This window comes from uncultured Rikenella sp., from assembly GCF_947628055.1.
In the GTDB taxonomy this organism is placed as follows: domain Bacteria; phylum Bacteroidota; class Bacteroidia; order Bacteroidales; family Rikenellaceae; genus Rikenella.
The window spans coordinates 22035-36788 of record NZ_CANQYJ010000010.1 but is presented as its reverse complement, the minus strand read 5'-3'; the positions used below and the strand labels follow the sequence as shown (position 1 = coordinate 36788).

Annotated in this window: 15 protein-coding genes; 11 read left to right on the top strand and 4 right to left on the bottom strand. The window is 46.5% G+C overall.

Annotation, left to right across the window (positions count from 1 at the left end; translation table 11 throughout):
- Positions 1-111: 111 nt before the first annotated feature.
- Positions 112-1095, bottom strand: a complete 984-nt coding sequence (locus Q0Z93_RS01965; RefSeq protein ID WP_298062053.1) for a LexA family transcriptional regulator — start codon at positions 1093-1095, stop codon at positions 112-114.
- A 315-nt stretch (positions 1096-1410) separates the two neighbouring features.
- Between Q0Z93_RS01965 and Q0Z93_RS01960 the strand changes: the two genes are divergently transcribed.
- From Q0Z93_RS01960 to Q0Z93_RS01920, 9 genes are all read left to right on the top strand, one after another.
- Positions 1411-1791 carry a hypothetical protein gene (locus Q0Z93_RS01960; protein ID WP_298062052.1) on the top strand — a complete coding sequence of 127 codons (381 nt, stop codon included), beginning with the start codon at positions 1411-1413 and terminating at the stop codon, positions 1789-1791.
- 250 nt (positions 1792-2041) lie between these two features.
- Positions 2042-2365 carry a hypothetical protein gene (locus tag Q0Z93_RS01955; RefSeq protein ID WP_298062050.1) on the top strand — a complete coding sequence of 108 codons (324 nt, stop codon included), beginning with the start codon at positions 2042-2044 and terminating at the stop codon, positions 2363-2365.
- Between the two features lie 763 nt (positions 2366-3128).
- The gene (locus Q0Z93_RS01950; RefSeq protein WP_298062048.1) at positions 3129-3290 is read left to right on the top strand and encodes a hypothetical protein; all 162 of its coding nucleotides are present in this window, start codon (positions 3129-3131) and stop codon (positions 3288-3290) included.
- Positions 3291-3381: 91 nt separating this feature from the next.
- On the top strand, positions 3382-3660 hold the full coding sequence (locus tag Q0Z93_RS01945; RefSeq protein ID WP_298062046.1) for a hypothetical protein: 279 nt from the start codon (positions 3382-3384) through the stop codon (positions 3658-3660).
- Positions 3661-3928: 268 nt separating this feature from the next.
- Complete coding sequence (locus Q0Z93_RS01940; RefSeq protein WP_298062044.1) at positions 3929-5137, top strand: hypothetical protein; 1209 nt, start codon at positions 3929-3931, stop codon at positions 5135-5137.
- The gene (locus Q0Z93_RS01935; RefSeq protein ID WP_298062042.1) at positions 5076-5498 is read left to right on the top strand and encodes a hypothetical protein; all 423 of its coding nucleotides are present in this window, start codon (positions 5076-5078) and stop codon (positions 5496-5498) included. Before Q0Z93_RS01940 ends, Q0Z93_RS01935 begins: the two co-directional genes overlap by 62 nt.
- Positions 5499-5502: 4 nt before the next feature.
- Positions 5503-5985: a hypothetical protein gene (locus Q0Z93_RS01930; RefSeq protein ID WP_298062040.1), complete on the top strand. Its 483-nt coding sequence runs from the start codon at positions 5503-5505 to the stop codon at positions 5983-5985.
- Positions 5986-6325: 340 nt separating this feature from the next.
- Complete coding sequence (locus tag Q0Z93_RS01925) at positions 6326-8308, top strand: pyocin knob domain-containing protein (RefSeq protein ID WP_298062039.1); 1983 nt, start codon at positions 6326-6328, stop codon at positions 8306-8308.
- Positions 8309-8715: 407 nt separating this feature from the next.
- Positions 8716-8976, top strand: a complete 261-nt coding sequence (locus tag Q0Z93_RS01920) for a hypothetical protein (protein WP_298062037.1) — start codon at positions 8716-8718, stop codon at positions 8974-8976.
- Between the two features lie 561 nt (positions 8977-9537).
- Here Q0Z93_RS01920 and Q0Z93_RS01915 read toward each other — a convergent pair.
- Entirely contained in the window at positions 9538-10896 is a 1359-nt protein-coding gene (locus Q0Z93_RS01915) for a radical SAM protein (protein ID WP_298062034.1), read from the bottom strand.
- 216 nt (positions 10897-11112) lie between these two features.
- Positions 11113-11901: a hypothetical protein gene (locus Q0Z93_RS01910; RefSeq protein ID WP_298062032.1), complete on the bottom strand. Its 789-nt coding sequence runs from the start codon at positions 11899-11901 to the stop codon at positions 11113-11115.
- 105 nt (positions 11902-12006) lie between these two features.
- On the opposite strand from Q0Z93_RS01910, the gene Q0Z93_RS01905 reads away from it, so the two are divergent.
- Positions 12007-12915 (top strand): IS1595 family transposase, encoded by a 909-nt coding sequence (locus Q0Z93_RS01905; protein ID WP_298062030.1) that lies wholly within the window; start codon positions 12007-12009, stop codon positions 12913-12915.
- The gene (locus tag Q0Z93_RS01900) at positions 12908-14053 is read left to right on the top strand and encodes a virulence RhuM family protein (protein WP_298062028.1); all 1146 of its coding nucleotides are present in this window, start codon (positions 12908-12910) and stop codon (positions 14051-14053) included. The genes Q0Z93_RS01905 and Q0Z93_RS01900 overlap by 8 nt, the downstream gene beginning before the upstream one ends.
- Positions 14054-14073: 20 nt before the next feature.
- Here Q0Z93_RS01900 and Q0Z93_RS01895 read toward each other — a convergent pair whose 3' ends face one another.
- Positions 14074-14481 carry a hypothetical protein gene (locus Q0Z93_RS01895; protein WP_298062026.1) on the bottom strand — a complete coding sequence of 136 codons (408 nt, stop codon included), beginning with the start codon at positions 14479-14481 and terminating at the stop codon, positions 14074-14076.
- Between the last annotated feature and the right edge of the window lie 273 nt (positions 14482-14754).

Sequence of the window (14754 nt, the reverse complement as noted above, 5' to 3'; positions counted from 1 at the left end):
CCCCCCCCCAAAAAAAACGCGCGCCGCGCGTCCTTGCATCACAAATATACGACCTTCTATCGTCCGCACGACATCTCCGTGTCCGGTCTCACCTTTCCGAGCGCCGGCGCCTCAGTCTTCGCGCACGACAAGGCGCTCGACCAACATACGCAAGTCGCTGATCTGGTCGCGTAAATCGTCTATTTCCCGATCCGACGGCGGGATATTGTCTGAGATCATTAACTCCACTGCCCAGACGTTGAAAATTTCTTCTTCAGTCATTTCAAAAGGCTTGTATCTGCGCTGATCCGGATTGTCGCTGATCAGTACCAGGACACCCTGCAAACGCAGCTTGTTACGCACACGCTTGATAAAGGTCTCTCCTTCTCGATTGGTTACGACGTACACGCTCCCGCTGCGTATCTGCGCCCACTCTGCACGATTCAGCAGACGGATGACGATGTGCGTGCCATCGAACAGCGTCGGCTCCATCGATTCGCCCGCTACGTTGATACAGCGACGTGTGGAGGAGGTATCGGGGAGGATGGATGTAGGCAGTCGGAGCTGGTCGGTTTCGTCTGTATAGTCGCTGTTGATGGCTCCGCCGCCCGCTGCCGCGTCGATGTCCACTACAGGCACCTCGACAAATGACCGCTTCGGCAGGTCGTATGTGGCGGGAGTGATTGATAACGTTTTTTGGAGTTTTCGTTTGTTATCAAAAATGTTATCAAGTTTGTTATCATTTTCATTGATAACGTTTTTTGGAGTTTTCGTTTTAAAAATCTCTCCCTCGACAAACCCTAACGAATTTTGGAGTTTTGGTTTGTTAGGGTTTTTGTTAGTGTTTTCGTTAGGGTTTGAAACCCTAACGAATTTTGGAGTTTTAGAATCTGAGAAATTTCGATTTAGAAGGAAGTAGTCCGCGCTTACATTGTACGTATTACACGTATTTATAACAATGTCTATTGTAACGCTTCTGCGCCCAGCCTTTATGTCATTGTAGACCTGCTGTGATATAGACACGCTTTCGCAAAAGGCCTTATAGGTAGAGATGATTCCCTCTTTTTTAAGGTCTTCAGAAAAGTCTATAAATCTTTTGTCGGTTTCTGTCTTCACAATAGAATAAATTCGTAAAAAACGTACTTTTATTTTGCATTACGCAAAACACGTATTATCTTTGCCTTTGTAAACCTATACAAAGGTATGGAAAAAACAATCAGAGACAAGAGGCGTATAAAACGGGTTCGCAATATCCGAACAAACCTGCTTCGGGGAGATATAAATACGGTCGCTATGCGGGCTGATGTTTCTCGCGTATGGGTGTCACGGGTTCTGAATGGAAAGGATGTCAGTGAACGCGTTCTACGTGCCGCTGAGGAACTGATTGCGGAACGCAAACAAACGAAATCAATCAACTAAAACCAATAGACCATGGAAACCAAGAAATTGAAACCTTTCGATCTGGAAGTTGCCAAAGCCGGGGCGGCGGTGGTAACACGGGACGGCAGACCTGCGCGAATTGTCTGTTTCGATGCAGCCGGGGATTATCCGGTCATCGCTTTAATAAGGTACGGTACGGATGAAGAAGTGCCGCAGACTTGTACGCTGACAGGCAATGTCTCTTACACGGAAGTTTCGGACGACGATCTGTTCATGGCCCCTGTGAAGCGGCAAGGGTGGGTGAATCTTCGATTTATTGACGATAAAATATGTGCTGAATACAAAGTATATAGGACAAAAGATGCGGCGAAGTCATCGGGGATAACTTATGATGACTATGTCGCCACCGTTCCGGTAGAGTGGGAAGAATAGATGTAAGGGGGTGCGGCGGTGATTCGTTGGCCTTGTCGGGCTAAGGGTGGGTGCCGGAATCCTAACGCAGAGTGCCCCGATGGTTTACGCTCTGCGGGTGGCTAAACCCTGCTGCACTGAAAGAGTTAAGGGGCATTCCGGCAAAAGACTGACAGTCAGCAAAGACCGGCATCATCCCGTAGCGGCGAAAGGCCGCCGCCCGGATCGCGACCGGGGCGGGAACACGATTTTCTAATTCTAAACAAACGATATGGAAAAGAACATTCAACGAATTGTAGTGGGCGACACGGTGGTCGCCTTGCGAAATGGGAGACTGAATCATGTCGAATACGGAGAGGGCAACTATCCTGATGTATGCGTATGCAATGAGTGCACAGGTGAGGTAGAAAAAAGACCCAAAATAAGGCTCGACAAAAAGGAACAGGCGAAGGTTGTTCATCGGCTTGCTAAAGAATTGCACGAGGCCATTTTTGAGGCTGAAAATATGGGCCTGACGGTTGAAGTCAGACCCACGTACGGAAAGAAAGGAAGTCCTAAATTCAGTCACGTCATCGGGGAGTATATCCCGTTCTAACGTTTCTGTTGCAACGCATTCAAGATATGTTCGAGCAAATAATTTGTCCGCTCGCCATTGTCTTTGATTTCCTGAAGCAACACACGGAAGTCTTCTACATCGAGCTCATCCATAATGATAGTATTTAGGTTAATAAAAGGATTTGGCACCCAAAATTAACCAAAATCCCGCAGCGGCGAAAGACCGCCACCCGGATCACGACCGGGGCGGGAACAACGACAGAAATTTACCCGACAAAAGCCGATAGGACGGTGTAAACAGCAAGCAGAACCACAGACAATGGTAAAGAGATATATAGCGACACTTCGCAGATTTTGTGTAAGCCTGTTTTCCGGATGGCGGCCGGAGCCGGAGGTGTCCCTTCTCGCATTGACCTTATATGTTCCGACATATATAACTGACGCCCTCGTTCTGGAATCCTTGTGTGCATATATAGAGCGGCTAACCCTGACAGGACTCCCAGTGTCAATAGAATCACTGACGTGGCAAACACCGCCCGGATGTATAGCGGAGCTTCATGGTAGGTATGCAGGGAGATTACAATGGATAGAACGCTTGACGATACAAGAAGAGTGTGCTGGAGAAAGGAGAGTTGTTTGTCGTATGAATCCCGCGTCAGTTCCTGCAATTTACGAAAGATCGGGAGGTATTTAGAGTCCATAACGCTAACGATTTTGATTGAAACACAAAGTTAGCGAAATCCCGTGAACGCGCAGGCGTTATCCGGAGCGATACCGGCACGGGAACAACAAACAAAAAACGAATGCTTACGTCTATGATTCGCTTGTGGATAAAAAAACTTCTTGCCCCGATTGTGCGAGAAGTTCTTGAAGAAGAGCAAAAAAAGAACATCGAAGCGGTTAAAGTACAGATACATCAGGTGCTGGAAGAAGTCCTCGGAGAATCAAAAAATATGCGCGATTAAGCGGATTTGCCCCTCCCCCAATTAACCAAAATCCCGCGGACAGCCGACGGCTGGCATTCCGGAACGAGAACAACACTAAAAACGTCAGACTATGAATACAAAAACTCAATATGCAATTCTTGCAAGGATTGAGAATGTGATTCGTGCGATTAAAGCTCGAAAAGAACCGAGGCCTGTTGAAAAAATTATAGACGAACTTATTTCTCTCGGGTGTCTTCCAATTCTTGGAAAAACCCTCCTTTTAGAACAGGAGAAAGAGGATTTGAAAGACACATTGTATGATAGGCCCGCTCAGTTTCGCAAACAACGAACGGAGCAGGATCGCAAATCGACGCAGATACGTATAACCGTCGATATTCCTCTTCTTTAAACATTCCGGCGGGTAGTTCTTTGTCTGAAACAGGCATATTGTCGGTTATTTCATAGGAAAACGCAGGAAAACACTTGCGGAAAGAATTCAAAATATCAATGTAGTCCGAAACGAAACTCTTCCGGATAACATTGGTGAAATGATTGGTTACCATTTTCATAGCGCTAATTTTTAAAGGTTTAACACGACAAAGTTAGCGAAATCCCGCGGACAGCTGACGGCTGGCATCCCGGATCGCGACCGGGGCGGGAACAACGATACAAACGCCATGATACTGCCAAACGACATACTGATCCGTGCGACCTCCGAGGGGGCGACCCTTTGGGTGTCACAGCGCCTTGTCGTGGAATGTTGCGGGGTGGCGGAAAGTTATTTGGCGCAAAAATGCCGCTATGCCTACAAGCAATCTTTGCCTGCGTCGTGGCGGAAAGTGGCCGAAGGCGGGGATTTTCTGCTCGGCGATACCGGCAAGTCGTGGCGGTGGGGACGCAAGGGCGGTCAGTACTATTACGATTACGACCGGATTCCCGACCGGGCACCGGCCCGGTATCGGTCGCTGCTGCCGACCCGAGAAGAGCTGGAGGCGTTCGTCGAAGATCGGAACCTTGCCGCCAGTCGGGAGCGGCGCACGGCATTGCGGAGTGCGCTGACAGCGGCTACGGCCGAGTTGGAGGACAACGCCGACACGCGGTGGATTCAGACGCAGAGCGGCTTTCAGATTGAATTGGCCATGTGCCGGGATTATGCCCGCGCGCTGGCCTGGTGCCGGCTGATTACTCGCACAGTCCAGGGCGGAAGAACGGCAGACTTCGGGGTGACGACCATCGGCGACTTCTACGACGCCTGCGCCGCGATCCTCTCGGAGCTGCGGCTGTCGAACCTCCGGGTCTCGACCGGAGCCAGCCTCCGTAAAAAACTGACGGGATTCCCGGCCGAGGTCGAAGAGCAGCGGCGGTGGATCATCTCCGGCAAGCTCGGCAACAACAACCGGCAGATCGTCGGCAAACACCCCCTTGTGGATACGGATACGGGCGAGATTTACAAGTTCGACATCCATCAGGCGGTGATGTTCGCCGCCTATATGAATATCGACGGGCCGCAAAAGGAACATTTGCAGGCACTCTACAATGAGACATACGTGCCGGCCATGAATGAATTTAACCTGATCCCGGCTGCCTACCGTACATTCTGCAATCATCTGGGCCGTCTCTCTACGCGGCTGCTGCTGGATGCAGAGCGCCACGGGTGGGAGTATTACAGGAAACACTACCTGACCTACACGCCGTCGGAGAAACTGGCTTACGCGCACTCGCTTTTCTGCGGTGACGGCTCGGGGCTGTTTGGCTATCGCTACACGATACGCGGACGAAAGAACAACGGTCGCCCGTTCTCCGAACTGCGTGTAATGAACCTCTATGCAATTCTCGTCAGCGCTGACGGCCGACGAGCTGCACAACTTTACCGGCTACGTCGATAGTATCAAGTTCGCGGGGATCGAGACAGTCACCGTCTCGACCAACGCCGACCAGGTGCGATACAACGTGGAGGTCTATTACGACCCCGCGGTTCCGGTCACGACGGTGCGCGAGCGGGTGACGGAGGCCCTCGATGCGTTCCGGAACGAACAGGACTTCAACGCCATGCTCTACCGTCAGAAATTCGTCGCGGCGATCCTGGCCGTGGCGGGCGTTGTGACGGCCGACCTGAAAGGCATGGAGCGAAAGGGAACCAGTATGTCGGGATTCCTGCCGGTCGGCGTGGTCGACGAGCTGGAGGCCGGGTACTTCGACTACACCGACGACTGCACGCTGACACTGACTTCCATAAATGCCTCGTAAAACCATGCAGACGACGCGAATACACTACCGGAATCTCGTCCGCCAGCTGCTCCCGGCCCACAAGAGGCAGCCGGTGCGGCTGTGGTGGCTGCGGGGACTGCTGTCACCGTTAGAGACGCTCTTCGCCTCTTTCGACAAGTGGCGCAGCGACACTCGCATGATGATTAACGTGAACAGCCAGGTCGCCGTCTTCGAGGGCTATTTGCGTAAGAAATACGGCGAGCCGATCGCGATCAAGGTGGTTACCTACGACGACGGGATGCTGCGCGTCAGCCTCCGGGCGGAGGGCGATACCCTGCGCCTGCGCACCGGCCTGCGCGAGGAAACCACACGCGAGGCTGTCCCGCTGCGCGGAGAAATTCGCGCACAATTCGGCGATGCGGACTTCATTGTCTACATACCGACGACGGTCGATGCGGATATGATTCGGGCGGAGATCGAGCGGTTCAAGCAAGCACTGGTCCGATACAAAATCATTCAACAATAACCTACTATTATTTATAAACGTTCTTTGGCTGGTTTGCGGGTACTGTCCCTTTTCTGAAGAAAAGGGACCCAAAAGACTTCCGAAAGTGCTGGCGCACTTTAACTCACGTTTTGTACAGTGTCTGACGGTTTCCGGTTGGGTCGGGGCAATGGCGGGCATAAGGTTTTGTATTGAGAAAGCCCGCCATTGCTCCCGACCCAAATAAGGCGAAGCGCTCTTGACTACGGCAGCCCATGCGATGCGCAAGCATCGCTTAAAGTTTTTTTGGTTCTTTTTGTTCACAAAAAGAACAGTTCCCTCCAGCAACCAAACACGGTTTGCAAATTAAAAGTATATGATTATGAAACGACAGACACAAACGGTGGGCGTCCGCAAGTGGGCGGGTGATGACCTGGTGGAACTCCAAAGCGAACCTCTCAAAGCGCTGGATGCCTTTTTCGCCGAGTATGGCCCGTGCGTTATACAGGGTTGCGAAATCACAATCTCAGCGGACGACAGCGGTACGTTCGACGTCGCTCCCGGCCTCGTGGCTCTCGAAGCCGACGACCAGCAGGGCGGGCAGCGGGTGATGGTGATGCCGTTTGCCGGGGCGACGGGTGTCGCCCTGCCGCTCTACCTGACCGCATCCGTGGAGACCGTCTCGGAACCTTACGGCGACGGAAAGGTGAAGCCGGTAGCCTACGCCTATACGGCCGCGGCCGTCGGGGCAGACCCCGGGGCGGAGGTGCCGCATCTGACCCTGACTGCCGACGGCGGGAATCGTTTTGTCGATGCCGTGCAAGACCCGGCGCACCGCTTTATCTCGGACACCGAACGTACCCGGTGGAACGGTATTTTAGCGCAGGCGAAGGCCTATGCAGACACTGTTTCGGCGACAGGGTCGGCGGCAGCCCTGCGCAGTGCGAAGGAGTACACCGATGCCCGCGAGGTGGCGATCCTTGCGTCGGCCGACGCGAAAGATGCAGACACGTTAAAAACGGCGAAAGCCTATGCGGACAAGATCGTGGCGGCGCTGGCCGGCAGTGCGCCCGAAACTCTCGACACGCTTCAGGAACTGGCGACAGCGCTGGGCGATGATCCGAATTTCTCGGCCACGGTGATGCAGATGATCGGCGAACGGGTGACGACCGAGGCTCTGAATACAGCGCTGGCGGGGAAGGTAAACAAAGCAGGCGATGTAATGACAGGTCGTCTTATTGTAAGAAATGACAACAATGGATATGTAGGCGCAGCCATAGAAGGGGCAGACGGGTTTGGCTTTTTACGCCTTGGAAACATGTCAGGAGGGTCTGGCAACAAAGGCAAAATCACAGGGCCGTTCAATGTCTCTCTGGATTCATTAGATATTGACTGCGCAAACGATAAATTGACCACAAACGGGAAGCGATTGTGGCACGAGGGTAACTTCGACCCGACTTCAAAGGCCGATGTAAACAAACTTGCTGGCGCAATCCTTGGGAAAGGAATCGGTCAAGATGTTCAACTTGATGTGACTGAAGTAGGCACAGGTTTTCAATATGGTAAAGCAGGGTCAGGAGTTATCGGCCCTTTTATCACTTTTGGTCACTCGGGTTACTTGGTGCAGATAACAACCAATACATCCACGTGGCAGAATGGCCATTTCAATATTAAATACCGCGTCAGAAATGGGGATACAGGTACTTGGAGCGACTGGCTGACATTCTACCATTCGGGAAACTTAGATCCGGCCAAGATGATGTGCGAGACCAACTCGACAGCGACCGATTTGAATGATGTAATGACTACCGGTGTATGCAAGTTTTATCCAACGACCTCGAATAGACCACCACACACATACGGTACCGTCATGACGATTCGGGACGGCGGTGCAACATGGATTACGCAGTTGGGATGCTGCACGGAGGGAAGAGGCATGTATTACCGGAGTAAGAGCGACAGCCGTCCCTGGACCGAATGGAAACGTATATACCTGGAGGGTGATCTCGGCCCCGCCACCGCCTCCGTCGCCGGGCTGATGTCCGCCGCCGACAAACAGAAACTCGACAACATCCCCACCGGCGGTATGAAACTTCTCGGTGCTGGAGTAGTGGAGGCTGACGGGGGGGTGAAAAACAAGACTGGATTAATTGCATCCATAGTAAAATCAGGCACAGGACTTTATAGAATCTACCACGGGATCGGTAATACCAACTATGAGGTAATGGCTACTGGGATCGTAAGTAATAACAACAGAGGATATCCGGTTTTGGCAGCAAAGACCTCCGGCTATTTCGATATCCGAACAGCCGACGACTCATCCGACAATGACGCCGGATTCTTTTTCCAGGTTTTTGAATTTTAAGTATATTTGAAGTAAAATCAAGTGCTATGAAAGTAATTTTATACAGTCTGTTGGGCTGTCTGTTGTTGATTGGCTGTAAGAAAGAGAGCGGACAATTGGATCCCGACGCAAAAATTAGTGTTACCGGCGTTCGATCCTTGACAAAAGGAGCCTCCGACGGGGCTGATATTCCGACTGATGGCATCGCTCATACCGGAATTACCGACAGTCTCGAGTTTATTACCAAATACGCATGGGAATGCCAGATGAGATTTCAGGGAGGTTCACCATGTAGTAGAGCATTTGGGTTCATAGATGACGATTATTACATACTGCGAGACTTGAACGAAAATAAACTGAAATTCTGGGGAACTGATGCGATCTCTTCGGCTGGAAGTTTGGGAAACTTCATTACTTCCTATACAGATATGGTCGTAGTAGTTGCAAAGTGGGAGGATGGTACGGCGGCAATGCCGCTGGGTTTCGATATGATGCGGTACAACGATGCGATATTTGACACAGTGGCGTACATTCCGAACTCGGTGGTTCTGGATGCCCGAGCCAAGATCACGACGGCTTTCGATGCAGGGGATTACGAGACCTGTTACCATCTATTCGATGACGCTTACGTTTTTTTGCCTACCACGGGGCCGAAGTGGCGGGCTCTCAAAGCTGCCGGTATCGAATAACGCACCCTTCAAAAACTTGTCACAACGGCGATAAAACACCCTTTTATCGTCGTTTTTTGTTCCCACGCAAACCACAAGGCTACTCTTATGTGAACGAACTATATGGTCGCTGCGATGCAGCCTTTGCCGGGGAATAGTGATTTTGTAGGCAAAAACACCCTAATTTAGCACGAATATAAATTGGGGTTCTCAGCTTTCCAAAAAATAAAGGCTGCAAATTCCAGTTTGCAGCCTTTTTCAGTTCGCCTATTTTTGTCGAGATTTCAAGATTTCACCTTGAAATCTTCGTGAAAATCGTTGTACTTTTCGAATGGCCGATTATACCCTAATCAATGGCGAGGTGTGTTTCGACGAATTGGGTGATGTTATCGACGAACACATCAAGAGAGGAACGGATGGGGAAGAGTATAACCGTTTCTACGAACATCAACTCAAAGAATTGATGCAAGGCTCTTGTTCTTAATGCAAGTTCCTGTTAGAATTATCTAACAGGAACTTGCATTACAGGAGGATTCCTTTTGTATAAACAACATTTTTTCACCTTCTATTTCTTGCGCGATATCAATTTTGACTTTGTGTATTGTAAATATCGTGCAAACACTTGAAGTTTACTATTTGGTTGCGATGTGAATCCTGCCAACTATCGCTGGACCAACTCTCATCGTAACGGTCCCCATCCCATACGGGATAATCTTTACATTCAATTTTTTTTGAATCATAAAGACCATTCATGCTGACTAAAATTCTTTCTCCATTACTCATAATAGTTTTTGCTCTGTTATATCCCATTGAGCTCATCGGTTCTAAGTATATTAAATGTAATTCGATGACGCCCCTACATTTTTTTGAAAAGGAACGAACAACCTTTTCTATATAAGGATACAAACTCTTAAATGTCTCACAAAATGCATTTTTCCCATCTAAAGAAGATGACCTATAACAGCCTCCGCCACAGATATTCTTTATTTCACAATTGCCACATTCTTTTAATGCACCCTCTTTTGCTGCGGCTATTATTTTCAATAGTTCAGGCTTTGCCTTTATACTCGCGAATGTTTCTGTTAAAATGTTACCAAGTGGTGGTGTTTCTAATGAATACGGATCACAAAAATACATATCTCCATTAGGTCTGATTGAGAAAAAATTTCCACACCTTTGTCTTTTAGAAAATGAACATGAACCTGTTCGGAGTCCAAGACATAGTTTAAATACATTATTAAACTCCCTTACATTTAACTGATATTCACCCTCGTAGAATCGAATGAAGAACTGTTTTAAGAAGTCAGTAAGAATATTATTGCTTACTGTAATTTGCCGATCTTCATCGTACATACAATAACAAAAACCGACAGAATGAATATCATGCTCAACTAAGAACTCATAATATTTGTCTGCCCATCCTGCGTGATCGTTTGTAATAACAGATAGAATACCAAATTTGCATTTCTTCTGTGATAGCTTATGAATATTCTCTATTACTGTTTTGTTGCCTGTATCGCCCTTATGAAAATTGATTTCCTCTGGCCCATCAATCGAAATTCCAATATCAAAGTTATTCTCCGAAAAAAAATCAATCCACCGGTCATTCAATAAAGAACCATTGGTTTGTATACTATTTCTAATATCAAGTTGTGGATATTTTATTTTCAATTCTTTCTCCAACACAATAGCATTGACAAAATTATCATATCCCCACAATAAAGGTTCTCCACCATGAAATGTAATACTTAATTGATAGCAACCATTGGAAATATTATAATCACATGCTTTCTCAACAATTGTTTTGAAAGTCTGAAATGTCATTGAAGACTTATGGGGATTATTAGAATAGCGGCAGAAATTGCAATGAAAATTACAATAATCCACAACTTTGATAATGGGTGTTATCTGATTATATCCGACACAATTACTTGTTTTCATAATTCTTTTTTGGTATTTTCAATTTGCTCTTAACCCTTTCCTATATGATTTACTCTATTGAAGCAACAATTGTCTCCTCGAATCTGTCACCAAGCATTTGATATTGGTTTTCTGATGCCAGAAATAGGACAAAATCATGTATATGATTAGTCACCTGCTGTTTATCAATATTCGATAGCGGGCTTTTAGCCAGTTCAAGAATGTTCTTGTAGAAATTTATTTTTTTATCCATCCTCGACGCTTATCCTCTCCAATAGTTGTGATAGAAGACTGTAGGTTCTCAATAATTGCCTTTACCTCGTCTTCATACTCCTTCAACTCATTCTGAAGACGAATCCTCTGTTTTATCTTTTCTGATACAGCAGGCTCCAGAATAGCATCCGACTCGTATAGAACATTCTTCACATCAACTTCTGATACAGCTGTTTCAGTCGCACTTGCCAGTTTGCTTTTGACCTTTAGCTTCGTTTTGATGTTTTGATACTTCTTGTAATCTCCGGACGCAAAAAGAGAATAATTACGGTCTCTGTAGCGATAAAACTTGACTTTTTTGATGTCTATTTCACCGTCGCTATTCTTCCGGGGGTCTTTCGATGCAGTATCCTTATCTACCTGAGACCTTTTAGAACCAGTAGTGTATTGCGGGCAAATATTCTCTTCGATAAGACTATTTCGAATATTGCTACGATATTCCTGGTCATCTTGAGAGCTTTTCTTCCCATCACGCAATAAGATTCGCCCTTCGTTTGCCAAAGCCCAGATTTCCGGAATATCCATAAAACCCTGTCCTATCGACGAGCGAAGTTCGTCCACTAACTGTTTGTTGAATGAGAAAGAAGCATTATATGACCTTTTGCCAGGCTCGAATTTTACTATACCATATTGTTCTAACGAGTCTCCTTCACAAGAGACAATGGCATCGTTTATAGCCAAGGCTATATCCAAATACGAGCACCATCCCTTATGGAGATATTTGCCAACAATCTTCAGCCTTGCTTCGTTCATTTTAAGTATAAATTAAGGTAATTATATGCAAATCTACACAAATAGACTTGTACGTATGTAATTTTATACTTATCTTTGTAGTGAGATAAGAGATGAAACTACGTTATGCAAGACTTCAATTCGTTAATCGACATCTTCACAGCTTTCCCCGATGAGCAAAGTTGCATCAACCATTTGGAGCAACTTCGCTGGAACGGTTTTGTTGTTAGTCCATTCGATCCGACATCGAAAGTCTACAAGTGCAAAGATAATAAATATCGCTGTAAAAACACTGGGAAATACTTCAATGTTAAGACGAATACGCTGTTTGACAGTTCAAAGATCGAACTGCGCAAGTGGCTCGCGGCTATTTGGCTCGTAACCTCGCACAAGAAAGGCATTTCGTCGTTGCAGTTGAGCCGTGATATAGATGTAACACAGAAAACAGCGTGGTTTATGTTGCAGCGTATTCGCAACTGTTTCGGCATAGAAAACAACGACGACCTTAACAATACCGTCGAGATTGACGAGACCTATGTAGGTGGGAAGAGTAAGAACCGCCACAATAGCAAAAGAGTGGACGGTCTGCAAGGCCGCAGCGTGAAAGATAAAACGCCCGTACTTGGTATGATAGAGCGTAAAGGTAAACTTGTCGCAAAGGTGGTAAAGAACACCAGTTGTGAGGTGCTAACTCCGCAGATTGTTAAATTCGTCAAAGACGCACTTATCTATACCGACGAATGGTGGGGATACAACTCAATCAAAAAGCTGTTCAAGCACGATTATGTTAATCATCGCACGAGCGAGTATGTACGTGGGAATGTCTATACCAATACCATCGAGGGCTTTGGGTCTATACTGAAACGCGGCATCATCGGCATCTATCACTTTACCTCCAAACAGCACCTACAACGGTATGTGGATGAGTTCGCGTTTCGCTACAACACGCGAAAATGCACCGAGAGCGGCAGATTCAACCTGCTGCTTCGGAATTCTGAACATCGTTTAACTTACAAAGAATTGATATATGGATAATTATTCGGATAATTCGCAAAATTTCCTGTTCTATTCATCCGATGATGGAAGAATAAATGTTCAAGTCCTCGTTGATAACGAAAGAGAGACAATATGGACAACACAAAAAGGGATGTCTGAAATATTTGGAGTTGGTATTCCAGCTATTAGTAAGCACCTTAGAAATATCTTTGAAGAAGGAGAACTTGACTACCGAATGGTTATTTCCAAAATGGAAACAACCACCCAACACGGCGCCATAGAAGGAAAGACCCAAAAGAGTGAAACAGCTTTCTACTCGCTTGATGCGATCATTGCCGTTGGCTATCGTGTCAATAGTTATAAGGCAACCCAGTTCCGTATTTGGGCAACTCGCATCTTAAAAGAATACCTTATTAAAGGATTCGCACTCGATGATGAGCGATTAAAACAGGGAAATAGGTTATTTAGTAGAGATTTCTTCAAAGAACTCGTTGAACGAATACAAGAGATTCGAGCATCGGAACGAATGTTCTACGAGAAAATAACGGATATTTTCAAAGATTGTAGTGTGGATTATGACCCCAAATCTCCGATCTCACAAAAGTTTTATGCAGAGATGCAAAACAAGTTTCATTATGCCATTCATCAACACACAGCAGCAGAACTTATAAAAGAACGTGCAGATGCTTCAAAACCTTATATGGGATTAACAAGTTGGAGCAATCAAAAAAAAGGAGGAAAAATATATCAATCAGATACGACAAATGCAAAGAACTACTTATCGGAAAGCGAGCTTAAGGGATTAAATCGCCTTGTCAATATGTTCCTTGACCACGCGGAACATCTTGCAGAAAAAGGTAAAGGTACATACACAATGGACGACTGGGCGAAACGTCTTGAACTATTTTTAAACTTCAATGAATACCCATTACTCACAAACGCAGGTAAAGTGCGTTCAGATATTGCTAAACAATTTGCAAAAGCTGAATATAGTAAGTTTAGGATCATTCAGGACCGCGAATATAAGTCTGATTTTAATAGGTTGGTAGAAGCGACTCATAATAGTATTCCAATTGAGACTGATATGTTAGAAGAGAAAGCAACAACGCCTTTTGAACGTTCACTTAAAAAGGCATTAACTTACAATCCTCGCAAAAAATCAGAGCCGTCGAAATGACGGCTCTTTCACTTCCCAACTTATTTCTTGTTTAGACGTATATTCAATGAGTACCCGCTACTTGAATCCTCGTCAAGCATTTGCACCTCTGCTGCCGTATCCGTAATGCTGTTTATCCGATAGGTGTACATATAATCACCATCAACATAGGTCTTAATGGAGCTGCCGGTGATTTTATAAATACCATACCCGGTGCCGAAAAAGTCGCTTCGACCATAGTATTGTCCATCCTCATAGAATGTCATCGACATGCTGTAGCGGCTATACGACGGTATGGCTATCCATTCTCCATCAACTTTTACCTGTTTGGCCTCCCAAGTACCGATTATCTTGTCCTTTAAAGTGGATTTATCATCATCTTTCGAGCAAGATGTAAAAGAAACAACGGTCGTTGCGCATAGCAACAGAAAGCATAAGAGCTTTTTCATTTTAAGTGTTTATTAGGTTTTGTGCAATAGTGCCACTATTGTGCGACAATAGCCTAACAAACAAAAAAGCGTAAGACTACTGCCTACGCCATCGGGGACTACCACATCCCACTCACTTAATAAGGGTCGTCTTACGCATATACAGACGAGTACATGCGAGCCTATACTAAGTGAGTTGATAGCCCGTTTGCTGTCAGTGTGGTAGTTCGATGGCGATTAGGCTAAATATGTAAAAAGCGCATTCCCTATCCGGCAATGCACTACAAATGTAAA

Coding starts and splice junctions, on each gene's coding strand:
- Q0Z93_RS01960 (WP_298062052.1), top strand. CDS start 1,411: ATGGAAACCAAGAAATTGAAACCTTTCGATCTGGAAGTTGCCAAAGCC.
- Q0Z93_RS01955 (WP_298062050.1), top strand. CDS start 2,042: ATGGAAAAGAACATTCAACGAATTGTAGTGGGCGACACGGTGGTCGCC.
- Q0Z93_RS01950 (WP_298062048.1), top strand. CDS start 3,129: ATGCTTACGTCTATGATTCGCTTGTGGATAAAAAAACTTCTTGCCCCG.
- Q0Z93_RS01945 (WP_298062046.1), top strand. CDS start 3,382: ATGAATACAAAAACTCAATATGCAATTCTTGCAAGGATTGAGAATGTG.
- Q0Z93_RS01940 (WP_298062044.1), top strand. CDS start 3,929: ATGATACTGCCAAACGACATACTGATCCGTGCGACCTCCGAGGGGGCG.
- Q0Z93_RS01935 (WP_298062042.1), top strand. CDS start 5,076: ATGCAATTCTCGTCAGCGCTGACGGCCGACGAGCTGCACAACTTTACC.
- Q0Z93_RS01930 (WP_298062040.1), top strand. CDS start 5,503: ATGCAGACGACGCGAATACACTACCGGAATCTCGTCCGCCAGCTGCTC.
- Q0Z93_RS01925 (WP_298062039.1), top strand. CDS start 6,326: ATGAAACGACAGACACAAACGGTGGGCGTCCGCAAGTGGGCGGGTGAT.
- Q0Z93_RS01920 (WP_298062037.1), top strand. CDS start 8,716: ATGGTCGTAGTAGTTGCAAAGTGGGAGGATGGTACGGCGGCAATGCCG.
- Q0Z93_RS01915 (WP_298062034.1), bottom strand. CDS start 10,896: ATGAAAACAAGTAATTGTGTCGGATATAATCAGATAACACCCATTATC.
- Q0Z93_RS01910 (WP_298062032.1), bottom strand. CDS start 11,901: ATGAACGAAGCAAGGCTGAAGATTGTTGGCAAATATCTCCATAAGGGA.
- Q0Z93_RS01905 (WP_298062030.1), top strand. CDS start 12,007: ATGCAAGACTTCAATTCGTTAATCGACATCTTCACAGCTTTCCCCGAT.
- Q0Z93_RS01900 (WP_298062028.1), top strand. CDS start 12,908: ATGGATAATTATTCGGATAATTCGCAAAATTTCCTGTTCTATTCATCC.
- Q0Z93_RS01895 (WP_298062026.1), bottom strand. CDS start 14,481: ATGAAAAAGCTCTTATGCTTTCTGTTGCTATGCGCAACGACCGTTGTT.